We start from the raw sequence: 26,946 nt of genomic DNA, 5'->3' as shown, positions 1-26,946 counted from the left end.
TACGCAATGTCGGACACCGCAGAACCGCAGTCCACGGGCCTGGACCCCGCGAACGGATACCGGCCGACCGCGCGCACCGTCCCGACCCGGGCCCGTGAACTCGCGGCCTACGACCGGGAGCTGGTCCACTCGATACTCGACGGGGCGTACGTCTGCCATCTCGGCTTCGTCCGCGACGGCGCGCCGGTCGTCCTGCCGACGCTCTACGGCCGGATCGGCGAACGGCTCTACGTACACGGCTCGACCGGTTCCCGGCCGCTGCGGGAAGCCGGTCGGACCGACCCCGGCCTGCCCGTCTGCCTCACCGTGACGCACGTCGACGGGCTGGTGCTCGCACGTTCCGCCTTCCATCATTCGATCAACTACCGCTCCGTGGTGGTCCACGGCGTCGCGCGCACGGTGACCGACCCGCAGGAACGGCGTGTCGCGCTGGACGCGATCGTCGACCAGGCGGTGCCGGGCCGGTCCGCGGACTCACGGCCCGCCGACGCGAAGGAGCTGGCCGCGACGGCGGTGATCCGCCTGGACCTCCAGGAGGTCTCCGCCAAGATCCGCACCGGCGGACCCAACGACGAACCCGGCGATCTCGCGCTGCCGCACTGGGCGGGCGTGGTGCCGCTCGCCCGCGGATGCGCCGCGCCGGTCCCCTCCGACGACCTGGACCCCGCCATCCCGGTTCCGGACTACATCACCGCGCTCTGAACCGGCGCCAAAACACCGCGTCGGCAGTCCTCCGGGCGGGCCCGCCGCGCTCGGGCGGGCCCGCGCAGGCGGTCAGCCGGTGACAAGTGCGCGACGGCGGGCGCGGGCCGCGCCGCGCGCCTCGGCGTACGCCAGCCCGGCCACGGCCGTGAGGAGCAGCAGGGTGCCGGCGGCGGTGGCCGCGGTGAGCCGTTCGCGCAGTACGGTGACGGCGATGACGGCGGCGCTGACCGGTTCGAGCAGCATGATCACGGACACGGTCGCGGCCCGCACCACCGCGGCGCCCGCGAAGTAGAGCGCGTAGGCGAGCGCGGTCGGCACCGCGGCCACGTACACCAGCAGCGTCACCACCTGAACCGCCTGGCCGGTGTGCGGGACGAATCCCTCGACGGCGGCCATCGGCAGCAGTCCGAGGGCACCGACCCCGAAGGCCCAGGCGCTGGTGGCGAGCGGGTCGGCGGCGCCGCCGTCGCGGCCGAGCCACCGGGTCAGCAGGGTGATGGCCGCGTAGCCGGCCGCGGAGAGCAGCGCCAGCGCGACCCCGGCCGGACGCACCGTCGCCCCGTCGCCGCCCAGCACCAGGACGACGAGCCCGGCGAGGGCACCCGCCACCGCGACGAAGCCGCCGCGCCCCAGCCGCTCCCCCATGGTCAGTCGCGCGCCCGCCGCGATGAACACGGGACCCGCGCCGAGTGTGACGACGGTGCCGACCGCGAGCCCCGTCACCTCGACGGCCGCGAAGTACGCGCTCTGGAAGACGGTGAGCCCCAGCCCGGTGCCGAGGATCCGCAGCAGTCGGCGACCGCGCGGCTGCGGCGCCCCGGCCGCGCGCCGGGGCCTGAGCGGCAGCACGGCGAGCAGCAGCACGAGGCCGCCGGCACAGCGCCAGAACGACAGGGCCAGCGGGCCCATGTCACTGGCCGCGAAGATCAGCGAGGCGGCGGCCCCGGCGGTGCCCCAGGCCACGCCTGCGACGATCAGATAGATGAGGCTCCGCCCGACGGGCAGGCCGAGAGCAGGGTTCGACACGTGACTCCTCAGGATGAGGGACGGGAAGGTGGTCGCTCGACTCCGCACGCGGGCAGCGACCGGCCGCTCGGGAACTGCCCGAGCCCGGTCCTCGTCGGAAGTGGCCGCCCGCGCTAGGCGGCAGGGGGCGAGAGCACGGTCGAATGCATGATCGTCACATTACGTCGCGGTGTGACCGGTGGACAACTCCCCCTCGGCGGGGGCGGTTCGGCCCGCATCCGAGCCCCCGGCACGCCCCTCGCCCCCTCCGTTCGCGACCGGCCCGGAGGGCTTCGCCGGGGTCGCGGACTGCGCGACGAAGGCACCGATCAGCACCATCGAGCCCCCGACGAGTTGCGGTGCCGACAAGTGCTCGCCGAGCAGCACCCAGGCCAGGACGGTGGCGACGACCGCCTCCAGGCAGGCGACGACGCCCGCCACCGCGGGAGAGAGCAACCGCACCGAGATCACCCCGGTGACGTAGGCGAGCACCGTCGCGATCAGTACGACCCAGCCGAGGAGCAGCCAGGCCGGGACCTCCGTGCCGTCCATGCCCGCGCTGTCGCCGAGGGCCCGCCAGTCCATGGTCCACGGCCGTGCGACCGCGGTGAGGACGAGCGCACCGATCAGCAGACCGTACGCGATGACGCCGACCGGGTCCGGCGGTTCCACGCCCCCCGCCCGGTCCCCGCTCCCCCGGTCGGACAGGACGAAGTAGCCGACCTGGCAGCACGCGGCACCGAGGGCGAGCAGCAAGCCGATCGCGTCGAACGTCAGCCCGGACCAGACCTCGACCACGCAGGTGAGTCCGCCCACGGCGAGCACCACTCCGACCGCCGCCCTCCGGCTCACCGGCCGACGCTGCACGAACCTGACCCACCCCAGGACGAGCGCGGGCGCCAGGTACTCGATCAGCAGCGCGACCCCGACGGGGATGCGGGAGATCGCGGCGAAGTAGAACGCCTGCACGCCCGCCACGGCCAGCAGTCCGAACCCGAGCAGGAGGACCGGTCGTCGGCGCACCAGCTCCCGATGGCGCCAGGCGACGGGCAGCATGACGAGAGCGGCGCCCGCCACCCTCAGCCACACCACGTGGAGCGGATCGACGCCCTCCTCGATGAGCGGCTTGGCCGCCACCCCCGAACCGCCGAATGCGAACGCCGATACCAGGGCGAGCCCCAGGCCGGCGCTTCTCCCCTGAGACGCGTGCATCGGCACATCATGGCAGCTGTCGTCAGGAGCGTCATCCCGGTGACCCCTGTCGGACCGCCTCCGCACCGCCGTTCGGCCGCACGGCTCCTCGCGGCCCCCGAACCGCCTCGTCCGGGCCGGTGGCGCCCCCTCCCGCCACCGGCGCACGCGGACGGCCGCACCGAGGGGTGCCACGGCACATCGGCGACGAACCGGCGACACATCGACATGCCGCCGGAGCACCGGCGCATCCGCCCTTCGGGGGCCGTTCCCGGCTACGGGCGGCTCAGTCCCGGCCCGACGCCCGCGCGACACGGGCCGCGAGGGATTCCGCGTCGACCCCGGCCCGCTCCAGCACCTCGACCGCCCGGCAGTCGTGGTCCGTGGCCAGAGCGGCGAGCAGGTCCAGGCCTCCGGCTCGTCCGTCGCCGCGCCGGGTCGCCCGCGCGCGGGCCTCCGCCATCGCCGATGCGGCCGCGGGCGACCAGCGTTCCGCACCGGATTCGCGTACGGCCGCCCCAGGGTCCGTGACGACCGGGACGGCGCCGGAGTCCTCCACCGACCCCTGCCAGCGGAGCCCGTATCCGATACTTCGCTGGACGAGGTAGCCGAGTACCTTGGCCAATTGCGCACCCCCGTCGAAGACCGCCCGCGCCCCGGGGTCCGATTCAATGAGGGAATGCAGCAGATGTGCCGTGTCGATGTGCCGATCGCCGTCGCGCAGCGCGCGCCTGCGGGCGCCCGCCACCACAGCGGTCAGCTCCGCGGTGAGTCCGGCATCGGGCTCGGCGCGGTTCGATACGGGCTGTCGTGGGATCCGAGGCGTCCGGTTTTGCACACCTCTCACCCCATCAGTCCTGGGGCGGCAAAGCATCCCCGGAGCGGCCCATTGCGGCATCCCACGCAAGTTGGGTACGCCGGTGCGGCTCCTCATCCTTGCGGATGAGATCTCGCCATGGTGGAACCGAATCGGTGCGGGGTGGCGCGCACCACCCCGCACCTCGCCCCCGGAGCAACCGGAGGCCGCTCCAGCACGTCCCACAGGAACAACACTTTGTACGGCAGCCGGAAGGGGATCACGGACGTGTCCTGGTTGGTCGCCCTGCCGGCGCTCGACGGGCGGGAGTACGTGTACCGGATCCACGCGCCCGTGGACGCACTGCGCGCCGACCTGTTCTGGGCCGCGTTCCACTGTCATGACGACGGCCCGCACCCGCGCGCTTCCGATCGGTTCGACTCCGCCTCGATCTGGCGGACGGGAGCCGACGGAACGGCCACGCATATCTGACTGTTCGTCAGCATTGAATGTTCACGCCCCTGCGGCTACGTTCCGCGACACCGTAACCCATAAAGAAGGGGTGGTCGCATGGCCGAAGTCAGTGCGGAAGCACGCATCGAGGCACCCGCCGAGAAGGTGTGGGCCCAGCTCACGGACTTCACCGCGTACGGCCGGTGGAACGCCACCCACACGAGCTTCCCCAAGGGCGGCCCGACGGCGCTCGAAGTCGCCGCCACCTATGAGGAGAACATGAAGCTCATGGGCTTTCCGGCCGAGGTGACCTGGACGGTGGCGGAACTGGAGACGGCACGCCTGCTGACCACCCGGGGCAAGGGACCGATGGGCGTCAGCCTGGCCATGCGGTACTCCTTGACACCGGACGGGAACACGACCACGGTCCGCATCGACGGGGAGTTCACCGGCGCCGCGGTCTCCCTGATGGCGAGCAAGCTCAAGGATTCGGCCACCGCGGCGCTCGTCGAGTCGCTGCGCAGGCTGGACGAGCTCGTCGCCGCCTGACGGGGCCGCCGCCGGGGAGCGCGAACGAGAGGACCTCACCGAGGACCCGCGCGGCGCGGGTCCTCGCCTCACGGTCGTCGAGCACATCCCACAAGCCCGCGCCCGCACGCCCACCCCGTGCCGACCTCCTCGCGACGCACGGCGCGGCCGGGCACCCCCGCCCGTCGCGGCGCAGGGCGCGGTGCCCGTACCGGGCACGGACGCTCTCGCCGCCCCGGCACCACCATGCCGTCGCGTTCACCCGGCGCGACCTCGGCCGCGCGCCGGACCTCACGGCAACACCGCCACCACCGCGGCCGGCCGGCCGAGATCCAATCGGGCACCCCGGGCATGCGACGGGCCGCCGTCACGCGGATCCACCGGCCTCCTGGCCAGCCGCCTCGACCGCGCCCGCGAGTCCGTCGGCAAGGTCCGGGCGATACGCGCGGGACGCCATGGCGCCACGTGACACCATCCGGCGCCATTCCGTCACCTCCCCGGCACCGCGTCCATGCCGAAGCACAGCCAAGCGATGCGCAACCCCGCAGCTCAGGGCACCTTTCCCCGACGACGGACCACGAGTGACACCTCCACGCTTGCATATGGCGCCACCATGGTGCCATGATGGCGTCATGGACCTCACCCCGTATGTCGACACCCTCCGCCGCGAACTCGCGGTGGCCGCCGAAGCCGGTGGCGACGAAGCCCGCGAGCTGGCCGAGAGGCTCACCGCCCCCCTGGAGTCGGCGACCCGGCTCACCCTGCTCAACGTGCTCTCCGCCGCCATGGACGAGATCACCCGCGAACTCGCCCCCGGCTCGGTCGACGTACGGCTGCGCGGGCTCGACCCCGACTTCGTGGTGACACCACCGCCCGCCGACAGCGGCACCCCCGCGGAGCCCTCCGCGCCCGCCGTACCCGTCGAGCCGCTCGGGCCCCCCACAGCCGACGGTGACGAGGGTGGCACCGCCCGCGTCAACCTGCGCCTGCCGGCCCACCTCAAGGCCCGCGCCGAGGAGGCCGCGAGCCGGGAGGGACTGTCGGTCAACGCCTGGCTGGTGCGTGCCGTGTCGGCCGCGGTCGACGGCACCCGGCCGCGCACGACGGAGCGGACCCGGACCATCGGACAGAGCTACACGGGCTGGGTCCGCTAGGCCGTGTCCGGCCCCGGCCGTGATCCGCCGGACACGACCTGGCGCCGCGACGGACGGACGTCGCCCGTCGCGGCACAAGGTGCCGGACACAACACCGGCCGCCCCTCGAACCGCTTCACCCACACCACGTCCCACCAGCGGGGACGCACGGAAGACCCAAGAGGACGGGACAGCCATGCCTGCTTTCGACACCCCCGAACCGATTTCGGCCACGACGCTCGTGGAGGCCGGCTCCATCCGCTTCACCGCGGGCGACCGCGTCGACACCCTCGTCGAGGTCCACCCCAGGGACCCGAAGAAGGACCAGGACGTACGAGCGGCCGACCAGACCGAGGTCACGTACACGAGCGGCGTCCTGACCATCAGGACCCCCAAGCAGCGCTACCTCCTCGGGCGCACCGGCACCGTCGATGTGGCGGTCGAACTGCCCACGGGCTCACGCGTGGACGTGACCGGCGCGTGGGCCCAGGTGCTCGGCGAGGGCCGGCTCGGCGAGGTCCGGGTGAAGACCTCGTCCGGTGACGTCCGCCTCGACACGACCGGACCGCTGAAGCTGTCCGCGTCCCACGGCTCGATCACCGTCGAGCGGATCGAGGGCACGGCCGAGATCACCACAAGTTCCGGCAGCCTGCGCGTCGGCACCATCGACGGTCCCGCCGTCCTGAAGAACTCTCACGGCTCCACGACGGTCGGCGCCGCGACGGGCGATCTGCGGGTCAGCGGCGCCAACGGCGACATCGACATCGTGCGCGCCGAGGGCCCGGTCGTGGCGACCACCGCCCACGGCAGCCTGCGTGTCGCCGAAGTCGCCCGCGGAACCGTCAAATTGGAGACCTCTCACGGCGCCATCGAGGTCGGCATCCGCGAGGGCACCGCCGCCTGGCTCGACGTCAGCTCCGACCGCGGACAGGTCCGCAACACGCTCACCGCCTCCGAGACCCCGGAGAAGGCCGAGGACACCGTCGAGGTCCGTGCCCGGACCCGCTACGGCAACATCGACGTCCGTCGCGCCCGGGCCTGACCACCGCCCCACCCGCTCACTCACCCACCAGTCACTCCAGCCTTCGAACGGGAGGGCCCATGCTGTCTTCTGTCATGCCCACACCAATACAACCGGATCCGCGTCCGCCCGCCGTCTCCGCCGTGGGTCTGCGCAAGTCGTACGGGGACAGGACCGTGCTCGACGGGATCGATCTGCGTATCCCGGCCGGGTCCGTGTTCGCCCTGCTCGGCCCCAACGGCGCCGGCAAGACCACCGTCGTGAAGATCCTTTCCACGCTCATCCGCGCCGACGGCGGCGACCTGCACGTCAACGGCCACGATCTGGCCGCCGACCCGCAGGCGGTGCGCGCCTCGATCGGCGTCACCGGGCAGTTCTCCGCCGTCGACGGCCTGATCACCGGTGAGGAGAACATGCTCCTCATGGCGGACCTGCACCGTCTCCCCCGCCACGAGGGCCGCCGAACCACCGCCGAACTGCTGGAGCGCTTCGACCTCGTCGACGCCGCGAAGAAGCCCGCCGCCACCTACTCCGGCGGCATGAAGCGCCGCCTCGACATCGCCATGACGCTGGTCGGCGACCCGCGCGTCATCTTCCTCGACGAGCCGACGACCGGCCTCGACCCCCGGTCCCGGCACTCCATGTGGCAGATCATCCGCGACCTCGTCTCCGACGGCGTCACCGTCTTCCTCACCACGCAGTACCTGGAGGAGGCCGACCAGCTCGCCGACCGCATCGCCGTGCTCGACGGCGGCAGGATCGCCGCCCAGGGCACCGCTAAGGAGCTGAAACGGCTGGTCCCCGGCGGCCACGTCCGGCTCCGGTTCTCCGACCCCACCGCCTACCGGTCGGCGGGCCTGTCGCTGCACGAGGTCACCCGGGACGACGACTCCCTCACGCTGCAGATCCCCAGCGACGGCACCCAGCGCGAGCTCCGCTCCATCCTCGACCTGCTGGACACGGTCGGCATCGAGGCGGACGAGCTGACCGTGCACACCCCCGACCTCGACGACGTGTTCTTCGCCCTGACCGGCGGCACCGACCGGCCCTCCGAGGAGGCTGTCCGATGAGTTCCTTCCCCCTCGCCGTGCGCGACTCGTCCACGATGCTGCGCCGCAACCTCCTGCACGCACGGCGCTACCCGTCCCTCACCCTGAACCTCCTGCTCACGCCGGTCGTCCTGCTGCTCCTCTTCGTCTACGTCTTCGGCGACGTGATGAGCGCGGGCATCGGCGGCGGCGCGGACCGCTCCGCGTACATCGCCTACCTCGTGCCGGGCATCATGCTGATGACCATCGGCAGCACCGTGGTCGGGACCGCGGTGTCCGTCTCCAACGACATGACCGAGGGCATCATCGCCCGCTTCCGGACCATGGCAATCCACCGCGGGTCCGTGCTCATCGGGCACGTCGTCGGCAGCGTGCTCCAATCGGTCATGAGCGTGGTCCTCGTCGGTGCCGTCGCGGTGGCCATGGGCTTCCGGTCCGTGGACGCCACGGCCCTGGAGTGGCTGGCGGCGTTCGGGCTGCTCGCCCTGGTCGCCACGGCGCTCACCTGGATCGCCGTCGGAATGGGCATGGTCAGTCCGAACGCCGAGGCCGCCGGCAACAACGCGCTGCCGCTGGTCGTCCTGCCGCTGATCTCCAGCGCCTTCGTCCCGGTCGACGCGATGCCCGGCTGGTTCCGGCCGATCGCCGAGTACCAGCCGTTCACACCGGCCATCGAGACCCTGCGCGGGCTGCTGCTCGGCAGCGAGATCGGCAACAACGGGTGGCTCGCGGTCGTCTGGTCCCTGGGCCTGATCCTGCTCGGCTACTTCTGGTCGAAGGCGGTGTTCGACCGCGATCCGACGTAGTCGGGACCATCGCACGGGCCACCTCCCACGCCCCGCCCCGCCCGAGGGCGGCGTACTCCGACACCGCGTCGGCGTACGCCGCCCGTCCGCGTTCCCCGCCGGCGCGCCGCGGCCCGCGCAGGAGCCGACGAACCGTTCACGGCGGTGTGGGCAGCCATCCCACCTTCCCCACCAACAGCGCGTACCCGACGAACGCCCCGACGTCGAGCAGGATGTGCGCCGCCACCAGCGGACCGACGCGGCCCCAGCGCCGGTACAGCAGCACGAAGACCACGCCCATCACCAGGTTGCCGACGAAGCCGCCGATGCCCTGATACAGGTGGTACGAACCTCGCAGCACCGAACTGGCCACCAGGGACGCCGTCGGCGACCACCCCAACTGCCCGAGCCTGCGCAGCAGATACCCGACGACGATCACCTCCTCCAGTACGGAGTTCTGGAGTGCGGACAGGATCAGGACCGGGAACTTCCACCACACGTCGGGCAGAGACTCCGGAACCACCGTGAGATTGAATCCGGCGGCGCGCGCCACCAGATAGAAGGCGAGCCCGGCACTTCCGATACCCGCCGCGACCACCGTGCCGCGCCCGAGATCCCGCCACGGCCCGGTCCGGTCGAAACCGATGGCGCGCAGCCCGGCGCCCTCTCTCATCAGCAGATGGGCGACGAGCGCGACGGGCACCAGGGCCGTGGTGATCCCGAAGAGCTGCCAGGCGAGATCCAGCCATGGGCGTCCCGGCGCGTACGAACTGTTGAGTGTCGCCGCCTGCTCCTTCAGACCTCCCGGTTTCGTCAGCGAACCGACAAAGCTGATCAGGGCAGACACACCACTGGCACCCAGCGAGAGCGCCAGCACCAACACCGTTTCCGACCGCAGTACCCGCTGTGAGGGCATCTCCCGAGGAAATGAATCGGCCACGTACCTCGTCTCCACCTGTACACCTGCCTTGAGTTGCGCATTCACGCCCCGTTCCCCCACCGCCCCGCCAGGTTCTCGAATGCAAGTACGGAGATCATGCGCGACCGGTCGCGGGGAAGGCCATCATCGGCGATGGCGTGGTTCCTCGTTTTCCTTGTACGTCCCCAAGGAGAGGCACCACCGACATGGGACGTCACAGCTTGCCCGACGATCTCGCGACCGGTGAACGCGGGGAGGCCCGCCCCGTCCGCCGTCGGCGCACCGTCGCCGTCACCACCGCGACCGCCCGCGCCGGAGCGGCCGGAACCGCGGTCGCGGCAGACGTCCGACCGCGCACCGGCGTCCGCAGTCGGACGTTCATGGCCCACCCGTCCGCACGAGGACGCGGTAGGCGGTGCGGCCGCCCAGGTCGAACCCTCACGCCCGCCGCATCCGCACGAGGGCGGCTCACACCGGGGGAAGTCCGGTGGGCCAGTCGTGCACCGGTTCGCCGCCGTGCATCAGCTCGGTGTACCTGCGCGTGGTCGCCGCCAGCGCCGCATGCCGCCCCAGCCCTGCCTCCCGCGCACGGTGGTACGTGCCGGTCTGCCAGGACGCCCCGTTCATCCGCCGTTCGCAGCGTCCCTCGATGACCCCGAGGTAGCGGTCGCGGTCCGCGGGGGCGATGTTCCAGGCGTCGAGCCCCGCCGCCGCCAACGGCAGCAGCTCGTCCCGGACCAGATCGACAGCCGGCACCGGGGCCAGCCCCCCCGACCTCCCGGGGCGGGGCCAGACGAGCTCCGCCTCGATGCCGTGACGGCAGGCGGTGTCGAAGTTCTCCCGGGCCGCCGCGAACGGAAGTCTGGTCCACACCGGACGCGGTTCCTCGGCGAGGGCGCGTACGAGCCCGTAGTAGAACGCCGCGTTGGCGACGACATCGGCGACCGTGGGACCGGCGGGCAGCACCCGGTTCTCCACCCGCAGATGAGGAATGCCGTCGACGAGACCGTACACCGGCCGGTTCCACCGGTAGATCGTGCCGTTGTGCAGCACCAGCTCCTGCAGCCGCGGCACACCGCCCGCGTCGAGCACGGCCAGTGGGTCCTCGTCGTCGCAGATCGGCAGCAGCGGCGGGTAGTAACGCAGGTTCTCCTGGAAGAGTTCGAACGCGGATCCCACCCACCGTTCACCGAACCAGGTCCGGGGGCGCACCCCCTGGTTGCGGAGTTCGGGTGGCCTGGTGTCCGTGGCCTGCTGGAACAGCGGCGGTCGCGATTCGCGCCACAGCTCCCTGCCGAACAGGAAAGGAGAGTTGGCACCCAGCGCGATCTGCACCCCGGCGACGGCCTGGGCGGCGTTCCACACGTCGGCGAAACGTTCCGGCGTCACCTGGAGGTGCAATTGAACCGAGGTACAGGCCGCCTCCGGGGTGATGGAGGAGGACGTGGAGACCACATGCTCGACGCCGTGGATGTCGAGGGCGAAGTCCTCGCCCCGTGCGGCCACCATCTGGTCGTTGAGCAGTGTGTAGCGGTCCGCTTCCGAGAGGTTCGCCGCCACGAGATCCGCATGCCCCAGGGTGGGCAGAATTCCGATCATCACGATACCGGCGTCGACCTCTCCCGCCTTCCGATGGGCATATCCGAGACCGGTTCTGAGCTCCTCGGCCAGCTGATCGAAAACCCGGCCGTCCAAATGATGCGGGACTATGTTCACTTCCAAATTGAACATCCCGAGTTCGGTCTGGAAATCTCCGCTCGCGATCCGCTGGAGCACCTCCCCATTCATCATCTTCGGCATACCGTCGGAGCCGGCCAGGTTCAGCTCGATCTCCATGCCCATGAGGTTGCGGGGACGGTCGAACCTCCGTTCCGCCAGGAGCCTCTCCAGCCCCTCCAGGCACTGGTGGAGTTTCCTCCGGTACCTCTGCCGATCGGACAGGTCAAAGGCGCCCGCCACGACCTTATCCCCCATGGAAGAATCCCTTCCTCAAGTGGGCAGCCCGCGGCCAGGCCGCTCGCGTCACGGTCGATGATGCCCAGGGCGGTGATCCATAACGCCCCTTCGAACACCGCGCACCCGGTAACCTTGAGGCGGCCGATCGGGGCACATTCCCTCGGCATGGGGCAGTGTGCAGTTTCCGCTGTCGGAGCGTGGGAATACGGCGCCGCGTTTCAGCCGTCCCCGCCCGGAGTAAAGTCCCCGGCAAGAGCTGCGCCGTTGACGACGAATCAACAGAAACACCGCATAATAAAGTCTTGATACCGCCTTGTCGGCAATAGCAGCGACGGCTAGTGGAAACACTGCGTGAACACGTGTCGTATAAACTTCGCTGACGAGGCAGAGAGTTGACGCACCGGCCCGGTCCCGGCCCCCTCTGGCCCCGTATGCCGACAGCGCCGTCTGCACCCGCCCACGCATCACCGTGTCTCCCAAGTGAGAGGCGACCCACCATGCCGCTGCACGTACCCCCGGCTCCCGCGCCCGCTCTGCGCAGCGTTCTCGCGGCACTCGGTTCACCCACCGCAGTCCGCGAGGCCCGTACTCCCGCCCTCCGGTCCGCCCAGGGATCGCTGAGCCCCGAACTGCCGCTCCCGGTCCACGCGCTGGACCGGATCGGACCGGACGGCCTCGCACCCGCCACCCGGCTCGCCGCCTGGCGGTTCCTGATCCGCGACTCGGAGCGGTCCGTCGCGGCGGCGGACACCATGCTCACCCCGGACGGCTGGGCCTTCTCGCACTTCTTCGAGGGGCCGTACATTGCCTCGACCGAACTCGCCCTGCGCCAGGCCGAGGCGGTGACACCCTCCTACCAGCCGCGCCTGCTGTCCATTCCGGCGCTCTACATGCTGGCGCTGTGGCTGCACGCCGACACCGAGGCCGACGCCTGCGGCGGTTCGCTCGCCGCCGCCGATCTGCTGGTGCCGCTGGCACCCGCGCCGCCGGGCATCGCGGCACACCGCGCCCACCGGGTCGCCGATCTGCTCCGTCTGATGACCCTCCGCATCGCCCCGGGTCCCGGCCCGCTGCTCGGCTCACCGGCCTGACGCCGTTCGCGTCCGCGCACCGCACATGTCCGTGCCCCGCCCCGCGAGAGAGACGTGGCGGGGCACGGACATGTGGGGAGGCGCACGTCCCGCCCGTCCGGACTAGCCCGGTCCGGCCACCCCGAACCACCCGAAGGGGCGGTGCAGTTGCGGTGAACCATCCGGCCGGGTGACGCGTCATCGGAGTAAGGAGAAGTGCTGCTGCGAAATACCTGCGGAACGGCGGCCGTAGGGCAACACTGGGACCAGACCTACCGACACGGGGGAGCGGCCATGAACGCCTCATCAAGCCGCAGGACATTCACTTCGACGCAGCGGAAGAACCCATCCATGTGCCAGCACCAGCCACCTTGCCCGACCGCCGACTCAGCCGACCGGGAAGCCGCCCGCCTGATGGCGCACCACCCGGAACAGGGATGGAGTCTGCTGTGCAACGGCGTCCTGCTCTTCGAGGACACCGGTGAGCTGCTCCCGGACGGGCAGATCATCGCCCCGCACCGGTCTCCTGCGGGCGACCCGGTGATGAACGCCGCCTGATCGCGGCCGGTACGAACGGGGGCCGGCCCGGAGAACCCTCCGCACCGGCCCCGACGCATGACCTGTCACACCCTGCCGTTCACACGTCAGTTGTCGTACTCGTCCAACGGCGGGCAGGAGCAGACGAGATTGCGGTCGCCGAAGGCGCCGTCGATCCGGCGCACCGGCGGCCAGTACTTGTCGGCGGCCGTGACGCCGGCCGGGAAGACCGCCGTCTCACGGCTGTAGCCGTGCTCCCACTCCCCGCCCAGCGTCGCCGCCGTGTGCGGAGCGTTGCGCAGCGGGTTGTCGTCCGCACTCCACTCGCCGGACGCCACCTTCTCGATCTCCCCGCGGATGGCGATCATCGTGTCGCAGAAGCGGTCGAGTTCCGCGAGGTCCTCGCTCTCGGTCGGCTCGATCATCAGCGTCCCGGCAACCGGGAACGACATGGTCGGCGCGTGGAAGCCGTAGTCGATGAGCCGCTTGGCGACGTCGTCGACGCTGACGCCGATGGCCTTGGAGAGCGGCCGCAGGTCCACGATGCACTCGTGCGCGACCAGCCCCGCGGGGCCGGTGTAGAGGATCGGGAAGTGCGGTTCGAGCCGCTTGGCGATGTAGTTGGCGGCCAGCACGGCGACCTGCGTCGCCCGCTTCAGGCCCTCGCCGCCCATCAGGCGCACGTACGACCAGGAGATGGGCAGGATGCCGGCCGAACCCCACGGAGCTGCCGAGATCGGTCCGACTCCGGTGTCGGGGCCCGCCGAGGGCTGCAGCGGGTGGTTGGGCAGGTACGGAGCCAGGTGCGCGCGCACGCCGACCGGGCCGACGCCGGGACCGCCGCCGCCGTGCGGGATGCAGAAGGTCTTGTGCAGGTTCAGGTGCGAGACGTCGCCGCCGAACCTGCCCGGCCTCGCGAGGCCGACCAGCGCGTTGAGGTTGGCGCCGTCGACGTACACCTGACCGCCCGCGTCGTGCACCTCGGCGCAGATGTCCGCGACGTGCTCCTCGAAGACGCCGTGCGTCGACGGGTACGTGATCATGAGCACGGCGAGCTCGTCGCGGTGCTTCTCGATCTTGGCGCGCAGGTCCTCGACGTCGACCGTGCCGTCCTCGGCGGTCTTCACCACGACGACCTTCATGCCCGCCATCACGGCGCTCGCCGCGTTGGTGCCGTGCGCGGAGGACGGGATGAGGCAGATGGTCCGCTGCTCGTCCCCGTTGGCCCGGTGGTAGGCGCGGACGGCCAGGAGGCCGGCGAACTCGCCCTGCGAGCCTGCGTTCGGCTGGATGGACACCGCGTCGTACCCGGTGACCTCGGCGAGGCGCTCCTCCAGCTCACGGATGAGGGTGAGGAAGCCCTGTGCCTGCTCGGCCGGGGCGAAGGGGTGCAGCGCGCCGAACTCGGGCCAGGTGATCGACTCCATCTCGGTGGTGGCGTTCAGCTTCATGGTGCAGGAGCCGAGCGGGATCATGCCGCGGTCCAGTGCGTAGTCCCGGTCGGCGAGCCTGCGCAGGTAGCGGAGCATGGCCGTCTCGGAGCGGTGCTGGTGGAAGACCGGGTGGGTGAGGATCTCGTCGGTGCGCAGCAGGTTCCCCGGCAGCGCATCGGCGGTCGCGGCGTCCAGCGCGTCGATGTCGCCGTCGGCACCGAAGGCGGCCCAGACTGCGGCGATCTGCGTACGCGTGGTGGTCTCGTCGCAGGCGAGGGAGACCTGGTCGGCGTCGACGAGCCGCAGGTTGACACCGCGCTCGCGGGCGTCGGCCACGACGGCGGCGGCCTTCCCCGGCACCCGCACGGTGAGGGTGTCGAAGTAGCTGCCGGTCACGACGTCGGCGCCGGAGGCGCGCAGGCCCTCGGCGAGGACCGCCGCGTAGCGGTGGGTGCGGCGGGCGATCGTCCGCAACCCGTCCGGGCCGTGGTAGACGGCGTACATCCCGGCCATGACGGCGAGCAGCACCTGCGCGGTGCAGATGTTGCTGGTGGCCTTCTCACGGCGGATGTGCTGCTCGCGGGTCTGCAGGGCGAGCCGGTACGCCTTGTTGCCGTCCGCGTCGACGGAGACGCCGACGAGGCGGCCGGGCAGGCTGCGGGCGAACTTCTCGCGCACGGCCATGAAGCCGGCGTGCGGTCCGCCGAAGCCCATCGGGACGCCGAAGCGCTGTGTGGTGCCGACCGCGATGTCGGCGCCCAGGTCTCCGGGCGAGGTGAGCAGGGTGAGGGCCAGCAGGTCGGCGGCGACGGTGACGACGGCGCCCATCTCGTGGGCCTGCTTGATGACGGGGCGGATGTCGCGCACCGTCCCGGAGGCGCCCGGGTACTGCACCAGGACGCCGAAGACGCCGCGCTCGGCGATCTCGGCGGGGATGCCGTCCGTGAGATCGGCGACGACGACCTCCACGCCGGTCGGCTCGGCACGGGTCCCGATGACGGCGATCGTCTGCGGCAGGGTGTCGGAGTCGACGAGGAAGACGCCGTTCTTCACCTTGCCGACCCGCCGCGACAGCGCCATCGCCTCGGCGGCGGCGGTGCCCTCGTCGAGCAGGGAGGCGCCGGAGGTCGGCAGCCCGGTCAGCTCGGCGACCATCGTCTGGAAGTTGAGCAGCGCCTCCAGGCGGCCCTGCGAGATCTCCGGCTGGTACGGCGTGTAGGCCGTGTACCAGGCCGGGTTCTCCATGACGTTGCGGAGGATCACCGGCGGGGTGAAGGTGCCGTAGTAGCCGAGCCCGATCATCGGGGCCAGCACCTCGTTGCGGTCTGCCAGGGCGCGCAGCTCGGCGAGGACCTCGGCCTCGGTGCGGGCGCCCGGCAGCCCGAGGGCCTCGGCGCTCTTGATGACGTCGGGCACCGCGGCCGCGGTCAGCTCGTCCAGCGATCCGTATCCGACCTGGGCGAGCATCTTCGACTGCGCCTCGGCGTCCGGACCGATGTGGCGCTGCTCGAACGGAATGCCCTGCTCCAGCTGGGAGAGCGGAGTGCGACGGGGGGTCATGGTGGAGGCCTCCTGGTCTGTCACGACCTGCGAGGGGCACCCCGGCGCGGGTGCCCGAACGGCCTCCCCCTCTGTCATCTCGACCTGAGAGCTTCACCGGCGCACGCTGCGGAGCACCGGCTTTCACCGTCGGTGAGGATGGGAACCGCATCGGCGCTCGGCCGCACGGAACCCGCCCTGCTTTCCAGAGTGACCTCGTCCGTGCGGTACAGGGGCCTGAGAGATTCCGGGGAGGATTTGCTCCTTCGGCGCCTTCGGATCGGTTCCAAAGGCTCTCCCGCACGGGGTCAGCGGCCGTAACCAGCCTACCAGCGGGGGTCGTGGCGGAATTCTCGAGTGGCCGATCCCCCGGTTGTGCATTTCTGTAGTGCTTGTGGAGTAGCCGCGACCAGTGGGAGGGACCGTGCAGACCGACATCGATCCGCGCAGCCTGATCGGCCGCAAGGCGTTCGACCGCAAGGGCACCAAGATCGGAACCGTGGACGAGGTGTACCTCGACGATGCGACCGGGGTGCCCGAGTGGGCTGCCGTGCGCACCGGTCTCTTCAGCCGGGACGCTTTCGTCCCGCTGGAACCCAGCGAGCTCGTCGAGGACACCCTCCGCGTCCCGTTCGACCGTGCTCTGATCAAGGACGCGCCGGACTTCGGTGTCGGCCGTCATCTCTCGCCGGAACAGGAGCTCCAGCTGTACCGGCACTACGGTCTGGATTCCCTTCCCGAGGAGACCGCACCGGACAGGGACTTCGGCAGGCTGGCCGGCCAGGAGGAATAGTCCACGGGGTTCCGCACCAGGGGCAGCGGCTCGGACGGCCGCAGCTCCGGGTCGTCCATCCGGAACGTGCGCACCCGACCCGGCACCGACCCGGGTTCCTCGAACCGCACGGTGACCCGGCCGACGCCGCTGCCCTGGACCCAGCCGTGACCGAAGACGTCGTGGTGCACGTCGTGTCCGGCCGGCCACTGCCGGGCGGCGAGCCGCTCGGCGGTCTCGCGCTCGGCCCGGTCCGCTTCCGCGGTCGCCGTCCCGTCCGTCTCCTCGTCGGCCACCTCGGCCGCGCCCTCGGCCCCGGCCCTCGCGTCGGCGGCCTGCGCGAACAGATCCTCCTGCGTGTAGTCGGCCAGGCCCGTGACACCCACGCCCAGGAGCCGGACGCCCCCCGTGGTGTCCACGGCCTCCAGGAGCCGTGCGGCGGCCTCCCGGACCACCCCGGGGTCGTCCGTGGGCCCACGGAGCGTCTCCGACCTCGTGAGCGTGGAGAAGTCGTACCGACGCACCTTCAGCACCACCGTCCGCCCGGACCTCCCCGCCTCGCGCAGCCGCCGCACACATCGGTCGGCCAGCCGCTCCACCTCCGTCCTGACCCGCACCCGGTCGTGCAGGTCCATGTCGAAGGTGTCCTCGACGGAGACGGATTTCGCGTCCCGCTCGGCCACGACGGGCCGGTCGTCGTGGCCGAGCGCCATGCGGTGCAGCGAGCTGCCGTGCGCCTTGCCGATCAGGCGCACGAGCTCCGCCTCACCCGCGCGTACGAGATCGTCGACCGTCGTCATTCCGGCGCGGCGCAGATGGTCGGCCGTGGCGGGCCCGACGCCGGGGATGGTCCGTACGGGCATGGGCGCGAGCAGCTCCCGTTCCGTCCCGGGCTCGATGAGCCTGAGACCGTTCGGCTTCGCCTCCTCCGACGCGATCTTGGCCAGCATCTTGGAACCCGCGAGTCCGACCGAGCCCGTGAGCCCGGTCACGGCCGCGATGACCGCGCGCAGCTCCTCCCCGATCGCCAGCGCGGAGGCCCGGTCGTCGGCCGTCCCGCCGGCCTCCAGGTCGACGAACGCCTCGTCCAGGCTGAGCGGCTCCACCAGCGGGGAGAGCCGCCCCAGCAGTTCCATGACCTGGTCGCTCACCGCACGGTACAGATGGAAGCGCGGCACCAGATAGGCCGCGTTGGGCGCCAAGCGTCGTGCCTGCGCCATGGGCATCGCCGAGTGCACTCCGAAGCGACGGGCCTCGTAGGACGCGGTGGCGACCACACCGCGTGGCCCCAGTCCTCCCACCACGACCGGTTTGCCGCGCAGGCTCGGCTTCGCCGCCTGCTCCGCGGAGGCGTAGAAGGCATCCATGTCCAGGTGGAGGATGGTGGGCGCGGCTCTCACATCAATCGATGCTGCCCCATGGCACTGACAATCGCCGCGCCCGCCCTGCCGATCAGCCGGCGCGGTTCCGCCGCCGGGCGAGCTCGTCGCCGGGGTTGTTCCCGATCAGCGTCTCGCCGGTGTCCACCCGCTCGCCGTGCAGCTGGGACAGTGCGGCATCGACGTCGTGCCACACCACGCCCACGGCGATGCCGAAGACGCCCTGACCCCCCTGGAGCAGGCTGACGACCTCGTCGGGCGACGAGCACTCGTAAACCGTCGCGCCGTCGCTCATCAGCGTCATCCGTTCCAGGTCCTGGAACCCGCGGGCCCGCAGGTGCTGGACCGTGGTGCGGATGTTCTGGAGGGCGACGCCCGTGTCCAGAAAGCGCTTCACGATCTTCAGCAGGACGACGTCCCGGAAGCTGTAGAGCCGCTGCGTGCCCGATCCGTACGCCGGACGCACACTAGGCTCCACCAGCCCCGTGCGCGCCCAGTAGTCGAGTTGCCGGTAGGTGATCCCGGCGGCCGCGCAGGCCGTCGGTCCCCGATATCCGATGCCGTCGGCCGATGCCATGCCGTCCCCCGCCACCACAGCCGGTTGAACCGATTGCCCGATGGTGCGGTCGGCCGTACTCCCCTGCTGCGGGTACGGCCCACCGACTGCCGTACCGTCGCCGCTGCTTCTCACGCCGACCTCCGTCCTTGACCTGCCATCTCGAAGGTAGGCAGTCACCCGGAGTGCGTCAACGATCGCCACACTCGGCACGCCGAGTGATAATCACCCCAAGGGTGGTTTCCCGTGCCGCGCGAGCGGGAAAGGCTTGCCGGATGCGGGGCCGTCGTCCCCTCGGCACAGCTACTGGCTGTTGGTTCCGAAGTCCTCCGGTGAGATCTGGTCGAGGAACTCGCGGAACTTCTCCACCTCGTCCTCCTGCTCGTCCGGAATGGCGATGCCCGCGTCGTCGAGCACCCCGTCACTGCCGTAGATCGGCGTTCCGGTCCTCAGCGCGAGGGCTATGGCGTCGGACGGGCGCGCACTCACCTCGACCCCGCTGGCGAAGACCAGCTCCGCATAGAAGACCCCTTCCCGCAGATCCGTGATGCGGACCTCGGTGAGCTCCTGGCCGACGGCCTGGAGCACGTCCTTGAAGAGGTCATGAGTCAGCGGCCTGGCCGGAGCCATGCCTTGCTGGGCGAAGGCGATGGCGGTCGCCTCACCAGGACCGATCCAGATCGGGAGGAACCGGTCGCCTCCCACTTCACGCAGGAGCACGATCGGTTGATTGGAGGGCATTTCCACCCGGACACCCACAACGTCGAGCTCGTTCACACAGCAACCCTAGGACCTGCTCGGCAGGTTTGGATAGTCGGGCACCGGCGCGATCAGTGGAACCGGACTCCCAGCGCCGTCTGCACGAAGGCGGAATGAAGCCTCACGGACAGCTCGGCGAGCTCCTTCGCGGTGGCCTCCGCATGTGCTCTGGTCTGCGGGTTCCGATGCCGGCGCAGAGGTGCGACGACCTGCTCGATGAGTCCGGCCTCGCGGTCCGCGGCCGCCCTCATGGCGCGCAGATGACGCGGTTCGAGGCCGAACCTGCCGAGATCCGCCACGAGCCTGGCCACGGTCACCGCCTCGGCGTCGTAGCCGCCCCCGGCAGCCGGGGCGAGCAGGCCGTACGACTCCCACTCGTCGAGATCGCTCTCACTGACCTCGGCCGCCGCGAGCAGCTCGGCACGACCGATCCGTGCCGCGGTGCGCCGCCCCGGCTCCCCGGCCCTGCCGCCGTCGGTAAGGTCCCGCGGACCACCGCCGGACGGCAGCGCGGACTGTTCGCCGCGGGCCAGCGCATCGAGATGCTCACGGATGACCTTCAGCGGAAGGTAGTGGTCCCGCTGCATCCGGAGCACCTGGGAGAGCCGCTCCACATCGGCCGCACGGAACTTGCGGTAGCCGGAGGGGGTTCGCTGCGGTTCGACGAGCCCCTCGGCCTCCAGGAAGCGGATCTTGGAGATCGTGACCTCGGGGAACTCGTCCCGCAGCTGCAGGAGCACCGTACCGATGCTCATGGGGCGGTCGTCGGCGGTGGCGGTGCCGTTTCCGGCACCGCCCGTCGGTGTTCTCAGCATGGACCTTCCCTGACGGGTCAGATGCCCCGCTGGCTCGCGTAGAAGACCAGCCGGTACTTGCCGATCTGCACTTCGTCGCCGTTGGACAGCCCGACGGAATCGATGCTCTCCCGGTTGACGTAGGTCCCGTTCAGGCTCCCCACGTCAGCGACGGTGAAGCTGCCGTCGGGGCCGCGGCGGAACTCCACATGCCGACGCGACACGGTCACGTCGTCGAGGAAGATGTCGCTCTGCGGGTGGCGACCGGCCGTGGTCAGCTCGCCGTCCAGCAGGAAGCGGCTCCCGGAGTTCGGACCGCGTCGCACCACCAGGAGGGCCGAACCGGGCGGAAGGGCCTCGACCGCGGCCTGCGCCTCGGGCGAGAGGGACGGCAGGGCCGTCTGCCCGGTGGTCTCCGCGTCGTACGCCTCCAGGCCGGAGATGGAGATGGTCGAGGTCGTCTCCGAGGCACGCTCGGGGATTCCGCCCTTCAGCGGCGCACCGCATTGGGAGCAGAAACGACCGTCCTCGGCATTGCGGTGCCCGCACCTCGTGCAGACCGGCATGGACGAACCCTCCTGCCTCGGGGCGAACCCTCCACCCGTACCTGAGGTTGACGGTTCTCCGAAACCTATGCGCCCGGCACCGGCGGGGTCAACGGACGACGCGCCGGAAGCGCCCCCACCCGAACCGGACATCTCGTCGCGGAAGAGCGGGCGCTGCGTGCCCTCCTCCTCCGCCTGGCCGTGGCGCGGTGCGCGATGGCGGGCAGCTTCATCGCGAGCGCTCTTGCCGAACAACTTTCCAAACAACTTCACGGGCGATTCCCCTTGACCGAAATAGACCCGCCCGTGGGGCAGGACGAACCCTGAACGAACACACCTGCCGACCCGGACACCCTCACAACGTCCGTATCCACTCGACAGTTTCCATCACGCGTCGCCAATACGATGCGGCGACCCCCCGCAACCTCTTGCCCGTGTTCTCGGACCCCTCCGTGCCGCGGACTCACGGGGACGACGACCGAGCGTAGTCAGGCCGCTCCGCGGGTCGCAAGACGTCCACGACGATGTCGTCGACCTGTTCCACATGCACGGTGGCCTGCTCCTTCTCCAGTGTCTGAACCACACCGCCGGGGATGTTCAGCGCAGGTTCCAGGTCCTGGGGCTTCCCGATCACCTTGAACACATACGGTGCGGTGATCTTACGGCCGTCGACCTTGACGTTGCCTCCTTCACCGGCGAAGTACGTGTTGGCCACCACTCTCACGCCATTGACCTCGATGGCCTCGGCACCCGCCGCACGCAGCTCCTGGAGCGCGTCGAGCAGCATGTCCGCCTTGACCCCGTCGCCCGGGTCGTCGACGGTGAGCGTGATTCCCGGCCCGTGCGCCGCCACGGTACCCGCGAGAACACCGAGTTGCCGTTCCTTCTCCACGGTCTGCTTGCGAGCCTCCTCGGCCTGGTCGGAGCTGTTCTCCAGCTCCGTGCGCTGGGCGTCGAGGCGCTGCTTCTCGTCCTCCAGCCGCTGCGTGCGGTCGTCCAGCTCGTCGAGGATGCGCACGAGGTCCTCCTGGCGGGCGCCGCGCAGCGCGCTGTTGTCGCTGGTGGAACGGACCTGGATGGCCAGCCCGAGTCCCAGGACGAACAGCAGCAGTGCGACGACGAGTTGGGCCCGTGTCACGCGCGGCGGCCACAGTCCGGCGATCAGCCGCTGGCGCCCCGTCATCTCCTCGGCGGAACCGGCCGGCCGCTCTTCGGCCGCCTCGCCCTCGTGCGGAAGTTCTTCGTTGCTCATCGGTGTCAGGCCCTGAAGACGTGTCGGCGGATGGCCGCGGCGTTGGAGAAGATCCGGATCCCGAGCACGACCACCACACCGGTGGAGAGCTGCGCTCCGACGCCCAGCTTGTCGCCCAGGAACACGATCAGCGCGGCCACCACGACGTTCGACAGGAAGGAGACGACGAAGACCTTGTCGACGAAGATTCCGTCGAGCATGGCGCGCAGGCCGCCGAAGACCGCGTCGAGGGCAGCGACGACGGCGATCGGAAGGTAGGGCTCGACCACCGCCGGCACCTCGGGCCGGACCAACAGTCCGACCACGACTCCCACGACGAGGCCCAGTACGGCGATCACGATGTGCCCTTCTCTGTGTCTGCCGCACCACTGCCGGTGTCTGCGGCCCGGTGAGGCTGTGCTGTTCGTACGATCAGGCTCGGGGCGACGGGGAGGCTCACCTTCTCCTGGACGGACAAGCTGGTCCGGATGTCGAAGGTGTCCTTCAGCGCCTGCAGGTACCGGCCGTCCGCGCTGTCCCGGAAAGCGGCATCGAGCGGCTTCCCGTCCCCCACCGCCAGCACCGTGTACGGCGGCACGAGCGGTCTGTTGTCGACCAGTATGGCGTCACCGGCCGCGCGGATCGCCGAGAGGGCCGTCAGGCGCTGCCCGTTGATCGCGATCGCCTCCGCGCCGGACTGCCAGAGGCCGTTCACGAATCGCTGGAGATCCCTGTCGCGGACCCGTCCGGTGTCCGTGAATCCGCTGCTCTCACGCGGCCCGCCGCCACCCTGGTCGGTGTTCTTCGCGTCGTCGACCACGAGTTTTACGCCGGGCCCCTGCACGGGAGTCGCCCCGGCGAGCAGCGCGACCAGTCCTCCCTGGTCCCCTCCGTGCTTCGCCAATGCCTTGCGCTGCCGACTGCTCACGTCGTCCCGGAGGTCGTCCACCTGCGACTCCAGGTCGTCGGCAGCCTTCGTCTCGGCGTTGATGCGGTCGATCAGTTCCTCGCGCTCCTTGGCGAGGACCGGCGCGGAGACACGCGCCTGCGCCGCTCCCAGCGTGACGACGAGGGCGGCGAGCACCAGACACGCGGCGAGACCGAGTTTCGACCTCAGCCGACGCGGCATGCCCGCGCTGCCGTCGGCGGCGCGGCGCGCCGTTGCCTCGGCGTAGCCGTCGTCGAGGCTGTGGTCCATCACATTGGTCAGCAGCGACATGGACGCGTCGGGGCGCGCAGGGCGCGCGGGGGTACTCCGATCGGGGGTCTGCTGCGACATGCCGCACATCGTCGCACGTCGCCGCCCCTACCGCCGAATGGCCCCACCGGTGTGCCCGGCGACGCCGCACAGCGCCTCCGGGCACACCGGCGGAACCGTCAGTGACCTGCGCCGTCCACGATCCCCGCCCATTCGTCCAGCAGGTCCTGCGCGGACGCGTCGTCCGGCCCCTCGGCCCACAAATGGGTGACGGCCTCGGCCGGGTCGGGCAGCACCATCACCCACCGGCCGTCCGCCTCGACGACCCGCACCCCGTCCGTCGTGTCCACGCTGCGTTCCCCGGCGGCTTCGACGACCCGCCTCATGACCATGCCCTTGACCGCCCACGGCGTGGCCAGATCGCGACGCAGGACATGGGCACGGGGAATGCGGGCATCGATCTGGCTGAGCGTGAGCTGGGTCCTGGCGACGAGCCCGAGCAGTCTCACGAAAGCGGCACACCCGTCGAAGACACTGCTGAATTCGGGAACGATGAAGCCACCACCGCCGTCTCCACCGAAGATGGTGCCGTCCTCGCGGCCCACGCGGGTCAGGTCGTCCGGCGAGGTGGTCGTCCACTCGACCTGCGTGCCGTGGTAAGCCGCCACCTGCTCGGCGACACGTGTCGTGGTCACCGGGAGCGCCACGCGCCCACTGCGCCGTTCGGCGGCCACCAGGTCGAGCATCACCAGGAGCGCCCGGTCGTCCTCGACGATCCTGCCCTTCTCGTCGACCAGGGAGAGTCGTTCACCCACCGGATCGAATCGCACGCCGAACGCGGCGCCGGCCGAGGCGACGATCTCGCCCAGGCGCACCATTCCGGAGCGTCGGGTCTCGGCGGACTCGGTGGGCCGGGACTCGTCGAGGCCCGGGTTGATGGTCAGGGCGTCCACGCCCAGCCTGCCCAGCAGGCTGGGCAGAACGAGACCTGCACTCCCGTTGGACGCGTCGACGACCACCTTCAGGCCCGCGTCGGCGACCCCTGTCGTGTCCACGTTCCGCAGCAACGATCCGGTGTACGAGTCGAAGACACTGGACGGGAAGTGCAGATCCCCGATCTCACCGGGAAAGGCACGGCGGTACTCCTGGCGCGCGTAGACCCGGTCCAGCTTGCGCTGCCGCGCCTGGGAGAGATCGGCGCCCCGCTCGTCGAAGAACATGATGTCCACGGAGTCGGGCACACCCGGCGAGGTACGGATCATGATTCCGCCGGCACTGCCGCGCGCTGTCTGCTGCCGCGCGACGGGCATGGGTACGTTCTCCAGGTCGCGTACGTCGATGGCACTGGCCTGGAGCGCCGAGATCACCGCCCGCTTCAGCGCACGGGCACCACGGGAGTGGTCACGTGCGGTGGTGACCGTGGATCCCTTCTTGAGGGTGGTGGCATAGGCCCCGGCCAGCCGCACCGCCAGTTCCGGTGTGATCTCCACGTTCAGGATGCCCGACACGCCTCGCGTCCCGAAAAGGTGTGCCTGTCCGCGCGATTCCCAGATCACCGACGTATTGACGAAGGCGCCCGCTTCGATGGTCTTGAACGGGTAGACGCGGACGTTGCCCTGAATGATCGATTCCTCACCGATCAAGCACTCGTCCCCGATCACCGCCCCGTCCTCGATCCGGGCCGCCCGCATGACATCGGTGTTCTTGCCGATCACGCATCCGCGCAGATTGCTGTGCTGCCCGATGTAAACGTTGTCGTGCACCACGGCCTTGTGCAGGAACGCACCGCTCTTGACGACCACGTTCGAACCGATGACGGTGTCCTCACGAATTTCCACACCGGCTTCGATCTTCGCGTAGTCACCGATGTAGAGCGGTCCCCGCAGCACTGCGTCGGGATGCACTTCGGCGCCTTCGGCCACCCACACACCCGGCGAGATCTCGAAACCGTCGACCTCGACGTCCACCTTGCGTTCGAGGACATCGGCCTGGGCCTTCACATAGCTTTCGTGGGTTCCGACGTCTTCCCAGTAGCCCTCGGCGACATAGCCGTAGATGGGCTTGCCTTCCTTCATGAGCTGCGGGAAGACATCACCGGACCAGTCCACGGAGACGTCGGCCTCGACGTAGTCGAACACTTCGGGCTCCATCACGTAAATGCCCGTGTTGACCGTGTCCGAGAAGACCTGACCCCAGGTGGGCTTCTCCAGAAAGCGCTCGACCTGTCCCGCCTCGTCGACGATGGTGATCCCGAACTCCAAAGGATTCGGGACCCGTGTGAGGCACACCGTCACCAGCCCGCCCTTTTCCTTGTGAAAGGCGATGAGGTCGGTGAGATCGAAGTCGGTGAGCGCGTCACCGGAGATGACGAGGAAGGTGTCGTCCTTCAGCGCTTCCTCGGCGTTCTTCACACTGCCGGCGGTACCGAGCGGCTTTTCCTCGTTGGCGTAACTGAGCTCCATCCCGAGCTCTTCGCCATCCCCGAAGTAGTTCTTGACCAGCGAGGCAAGAAATTGGACCGTTACGACGGTTTCGTTGAGCCCGTGCCGCTTGAGCAGCCGTAGCACATGCTCCATGATCGGTCGATTGACGACGGGGAGGAGCGGCTTGGGCATGCTTGAGGTCATGGGGCGAAGACGAGTGCCTTCGCCACCAGCCATCACGACGGCCTTCATGTCGGAATCGTCCTCCTTGAAGAGACGACGGTCTTGCCGACTTCGCCCGTCGGGGCACTGTCCGGGTCTTCAGTGGCGGGCCGGCCACGCTGCTCGGCACCGCATCAACGAGCTCAATCGGCTGCTGCGTCCGCCTTGACCAGCCGACGGACCTGAACCACGTAGAGGATCCCTGCCCACCAGTAGAGCGTTGTACCCCAACCTGCGAACGCCCATCCGAAAACAGCGGCCAGCGAAGCAAGCCAACCACTTCCATCACTGAGCAGCAACAAGGGGAACGCGTACATCAGGTTGAACGTGGCGGCCTTCCCGAGGAAGTTCACCTGGGGCGGCGGATACCCGTGTCGGCGGAGAACCCCCACCATCACGAGGAGCATGAGTTCACGGGCCAGGAGTGCCGCGGTGAGCCAGAGCGGCAGGATCTCCCGCCAGGTCAGGCCCACGAGGGTCGACAGGATGTACAGCCGGTCCGCAGCAGGATCGAGCAGTCGGCCCAGGCTGCTGATCTGGTTCCACCGTCGGGCCAGCTTGCCGTCGAGATAGTCGCTGATGCCGCTCAGCATCAACACCAGGAGGGCCCAGCCGTCGCTCTGAGGACCGCCGAACACAGGGCGGAGAATCAGCCACAGGAAAAGCGGAACCCCGACAAGGCGAGCCATGCTGAGGATGTTGGGGATGGTGAACACCCGGTCCGTCTGTACCCGAGTCTCCTGGACCTCCACCCGGGGGCCTCCTGTGAAGAACGTACGAATGATGCCTGGACGACCCTACCCTCAGCCGCCTCGGAGACGCGCAGGGGGGTGACACAAACACTCCTGAAATGCGGAAAAGCCCCGTGCCACAAGGGCACGGGGCTTCCCACAAAAGGAGTCCGGCGGCGACCTACTCTCCCACAGGGTCCCCCCTGCAGTACCATC

The 26,946-nt window shown here is 70.1% G+C and carries 26 protein-coding genes and 1 riboswitch; of the genes, 10 read left to right on the top strand and 16 right to left on the bottom strand.

Annotated features, from left to right (window positions below; translation table 11 throughout):
• Nucleotides 1-6: 6 nt before the first annotated feature.
• Entirely contained in the window at nucleotides 7-702 is a 696-nt protein-coding gene (locus tag ACFC79_RS33645) for a pyridoxamine 5'-phosphate oxidase family protein (RefSeq protein WP_376248293.1), read from the top strand.
• A gap of 72 nt (nucleotides 703-774) precedes the next feature.
• Here the strand turns inward: ACFC79_RS33645 and ACFC79_RS33640 are convergent, their stop codons facing one another.
• The 3 genes from ACFC79_RS33640 to ACFC79_RS33630 form a co-directional block, all read right to left on the bottom strand.
• Nucleotides 775-1,731 carry a DMT family transporter gene (locus ACFC79_RS33640; protein ID WP_376248291.1) on the bottom strand — a complete coding sequence of 319 codons (957 nt, stop codon included), beginning with the start codon at nucleotides 1,729-1,731 and terminating at the stop codon, nucleotides 775-777.
• A gap of 159 nt (nucleotides 1,732-1,890) precedes the next feature.
• Nucleotides 1,891-2,922: a DMT family transporter gene (locus ACFC79_RS33635; protein ID WP_376248289.1), complete on the bottom strand. Its 1,032-nt coding sequence runs from the start codon at nucleotides 2,920-2,922 to the stop codon at nucleotides 1,891-1,893.
• A gap of 265 nt (nucleotides 2,923-3,187) precedes the next feature.
• Nucleotides 3,188-3,739 (bottom strand): Clp protease N-terminal domain-containing protein, encoded by a 552-nt coding sequence (locus tag ACFC79_RS33630; protein WP_376248376.1) that lies wholly within the window; start codon nucleotides 3,737-3,739, stop codon nucleotides 3,188-3,190.
• Between the two features lie 246 nt (nucleotides 3,740-3,985).
• Here ACFC79_RS33630 and ACFC79_RS33625 point away from each other — a divergent pair, with 246 nt between their 5' ends.
• From ACFC79_RS33625 to ACFC79_RS33600, 6 genes are all read left to right on the top strand, one after another.
• The gene (locus ACFC79_RS33625; protein WP_376248374.1) at nucleotides 3,986-4,189 is read left to right on the top strand and encodes a hypothetical protein; all 204 of its coding nucleotides are present in this window, start codon (nucleotides 3,986-3,988) and stop codon (nucleotides 4,187-4,189) included.
• A gap of 78 nt (nucleotides 4,190-4,267) precedes the next feature.
• Entirely contained in the window at nucleotides 4,268-4,699 is a 432-nt protein-coding gene (locus ACFC79_RS33620) for an SRPBCC family protein (RefSeq protein ID WP_376248286.1), read from the top strand.
• A 611-nt stretch (nucleotides 4,700-5,310) separates the two neighbouring features.
• Entirely contained in the window at nucleotides 5,311-5,832 is a 522-nt protein-coding gene (locus ACFC79_RS33615) for a hypothetical protein (protein WP_376248284.1), read from the top strand.
• 175 nt (nucleotides 5,833-6,007) lie between these two features.
• Nucleotides 6,008-6,853 (top strand): DUF4097 domain-containing protein, encoded by an 846-nt coding sequence (locus tag ACFC79_RS33610; protein WP_376248282.1) that lies wholly within the window; start codon nucleotides 6,008-6,010, stop codon nucleotides 6,851-6,853.
• 59 nt (nucleotides 6,854-6,912) lie between these two features.
• Nucleotides 6,913-7,902: an ATP-binding cassette domain-containing protein gene (locus ACFC79_RS33605; protein ID WP_376248279.1), complete on the top strand. Its 990-nt coding sequence runs from the start codon at nucleotides 6,913-6,915 to the stop codon at nucleotides 7,900-7,902.
• On the top strand, nucleotides 7,899-8,687 hold the full coding sequence (locus ACFC79_RS33600; RefSeq protein ID WP_376248276.1) for an ABC transporter permease: 789 nt from the start codon (nucleotides 7,899-7,901) through the stop codon (nucleotides 8,685-8,687). Before ACFC79_RS33605 ends, ACFC79_RS33600 begins: the two co-directional genes overlap by 4 nt.
• Before the next feature lie 136 nt (nucleotides 8,688-8,823).
• On the opposite strand, the gene ACFC79_RS33595 is transcribed toward ACFC79_RS33600, so the two are convergent.
• Both ACFC79_RS33595 and ACFC79_RS33590 read right to left on the bottom strand, forming a co-directional pair.
• Nucleotides 8,824-9,582: a CPBP family intramembrane glutamic endopeptidase gene (locus tag ACFC79_RS33595; protein WP_376248274.1), complete on the bottom strand. Its 759-nt coding sequence runs from the start codon at nucleotides 9,580-9,582 to the stop codon at nucleotides 8,824-8,826.
• A gap of 471 nt (nucleotides 9,583-10,053) precedes the next feature.
• The gene (locus tag ACFC79_RS33590; RefSeq protein WP_376248271.1) at nucleotides 10,054-11,559 is read right to left on the bottom strand and encodes a glutamate-cysteine ligase family protein; all 1,506 of its coding nucleotides are present in this window, start codon (nucleotides 11,557-11,559) and stop codon (nucleotides 10,054-10,056) included.
• 479 nt (nucleotides 11,560-12,038) lie between these two features.
• Here ACFC79_RS33590 and ACFC79_RS33585 point away from each other — a divergent pair, with 479 nt between their 5' ends.
• Nucleotides 12,039-12,632, top strand: coding sequence for a hypothetical protein (locus ACFC79_RS33585; protein WP_376248269.1), 594 nt, complete (start codon nucleotides 12,039-12,041; stop codon nucleotides 12,630-12,632).
• Between the two features lie 330 nt (nucleotides 12,633-12,962).
• On the top strand, nucleotides 12,963-13,169 hold the full coding sequence (locus ACFC79_RS33580; RefSeq protein WP_376248266.1) for a DUF5999 family protein: 207 nt from the start codon (nucleotides 12,963-12,965) through the stop codon (nucleotides 13,167-13,169).
• Nucleotides 13,170-13,255: 86 nt separating this feature from the next.
• Here ACFC79_RS33580 and gcvP read toward each other — a convergent pair whose 3' ends face one another.
• Complete coding sequence (gene gcvP, locus ACFC79_RS33575) at nucleotides 13,256-16,141, bottom strand: aminomethyl-transferring glycine dehydrogenase (RefSeq protein WP_376248263.1); 2,886 nt, start codon at nucleotides 16,139-16,141, stop codon at nucleotides 13,256-13,258.
• 194 nt (nucleotides 16,142-16,335) lie between these two features.
• Nucleotides 16,336-16,431: riboswitch (glycine riboswitch) on the bottom strand.
• Nucleotides 16,432-16,544: 113 nt separating this feature from the next.
• Between gcvP and ACFC79_RS33570 the strand changes: the two genes are divergently transcribed.
• Nucleotides 16,545-16,913 (top strand): PRC-barrel domain-containing protein, encoded by a 369-nt coding sequence (locus tag ACFC79_RS33570; protein ID WP_376248260.1) that lies wholly within the window; start codon nucleotides 16,545-16,547, stop codon nucleotides 16,911-16,913.
• On the opposite strand, the gene ACFC79_RS33565 is transcribed toward ACFC79_RS33570, so the two are convergent.
• From ACFC79_RS33565 to ACFC79_RS33520, 10 genes are all read right to left on the bottom strand, one after another.
• Nucleotides 16,838-18,292 carry a DNA polymerase IV gene (locus ACFC79_RS33565; RefSeq protein WP_376248258.1) on the bottom strand — a complete coding sequence of 485 codons (1,455 nt, stop codon included), beginning with the start codon at nucleotides 18,290-18,292 and terminating at the stop codon, nucleotides 16,838-16,840. The genes ACFC79_RS33570 and ACFC79_RS33565 overlap by 76 nt on opposite strands.
• A 52-nt stretch (nucleotides 18,293-18,344) precedes the next feature.
• On the bottom strand, nucleotides 18,345-18,962 hold the full coding sequence (locus tag ACFC79_RS33560; protein WP_376248255.1) for a MerR family transcriptional regulator: 618 nt from the start codon (nucleotides 18,960-18,962) through the stop codon (nucleotides 18,345-18,347).
• Nucleotides 18,963-19,130: 168 nt separating this feature from the next.
• Complete coding sequence (locus ACFC79_RS33555; protein ID WP_376248252.1) at nucleotides 19,131-19,604, bottom strand: bifunctional nuclease family protein; 474 nt, start codon at nucleotides 19,602-19,604, stop codon at nucleotides 19,131-19,133.
• A gap of 53 nt (nucleotides 19,605-19,657) precedes the next feature.
• Nucleotides 19,658-20,401: a MerR family transcriptional regulator gene (locus ACFC79_RS33550; protein ID WP_376248250.1), complete on the bottom strand. Its 744-nt coding sequence runs from the start codon at nucleotides 20,399-20,401 to the stop codon at nucleotides 19,658-19,660.
• A 17-nt stretch (nucleotides 20,402-20,418) separates the two neighbouring features.
• Complete coding sequence (locus tag ACFC79_RS33545) at nucleotides 20,419-21,198, bottom strand: FHA domain-containing protein (RefSeq protein WP_376248247.1); 780 nt, start codon at nucleotides 21,196-21,198, stop codon at nucleotides 20,419-20,421.
• 190 nt (nucleotides 21,199-21,388) lie between these two features.
• Nucleotides 21,389-22,177 (bottom strand): DUF881 domain-containing protein, encoded by a 789-nt coding sequence (locus tag ACFC79_RS33540; RefSeq protein ID WP_376248245.1) that lies wholly within the window; start codon nucleotides 22,175-22,177, stop codon nucleotides 21,389-21,391.
• A gap of 5 nt (nucleotides 22,178-22,182) precedes the next feature.
• Nucleotides 22,183-22,515 carry a small basic family protein gene (locus tag ACFC79_RS33535; protein WP_003970459.1) on the bottom strand — a complete coding sequence of 111 codons (333 nt, stop codon included), beginning with the start codon at nucleotides 22,513-22,515 and terminating at the stop codon, nucleotides 22,183-22,185.
• Nucleotides 22,512-23,435 (bottom strand): DUF881 domain-containing protein, encoded by a 924-nt coding sequence (locus ACFC79_RS33530; protein WP_376248242.1) that lies wholly within the window; start codon nucleotides 23,433-23,435, stop codon nucleotides 22,512-22,514. The genes ACFC79_RS33535 and ACFC79_RS33530 overlap by 4 nt, the downstream gene beginning before the upstream one ends.
• 98 nt (nucleotides 23,436-23,533) lie before the next feature.
• Nucleotides 23,534-26,029, bottom strand: coding sequence for a sugar phosphate nucleotidyltransferase (locus ACFC79_RS33525; RefSeq protein WP_376248239.1), 2,496 nt, complete (start codon nucleotides 26,027-26,029; stop codon nucleotides 23,534-23,536).
• Between the two features lie 113 nt (nucleotides 26,030-26,142).
• Complete coding sequence (locus tag ACFC79_RS33520; protein ID WP_376248236.1) at nucleotides 26,143-26,751, bottom strand: CDP-alcohol phosphatidyltransferase family protein; 609 nt, start codon at nucleotides 26,749-26,751, stop codon at nucleotides 26,143-26,145.
• Nucleotides 26,752-26,946 lie beyond the last annotated feature (195 nt).

The sequence above is a fragment of the Streptomyces sp. NPDC056061 genome, from assembly GCF_042266885.1.
Lineage (GTDB): Bacteria > Actinomycetota > Actinomycetes > Streptomycetales > Streptomycetaceae > Streptomyces.
This window is presented reverse-complemented; position numbering and strand designations above follow the sequence as displayed.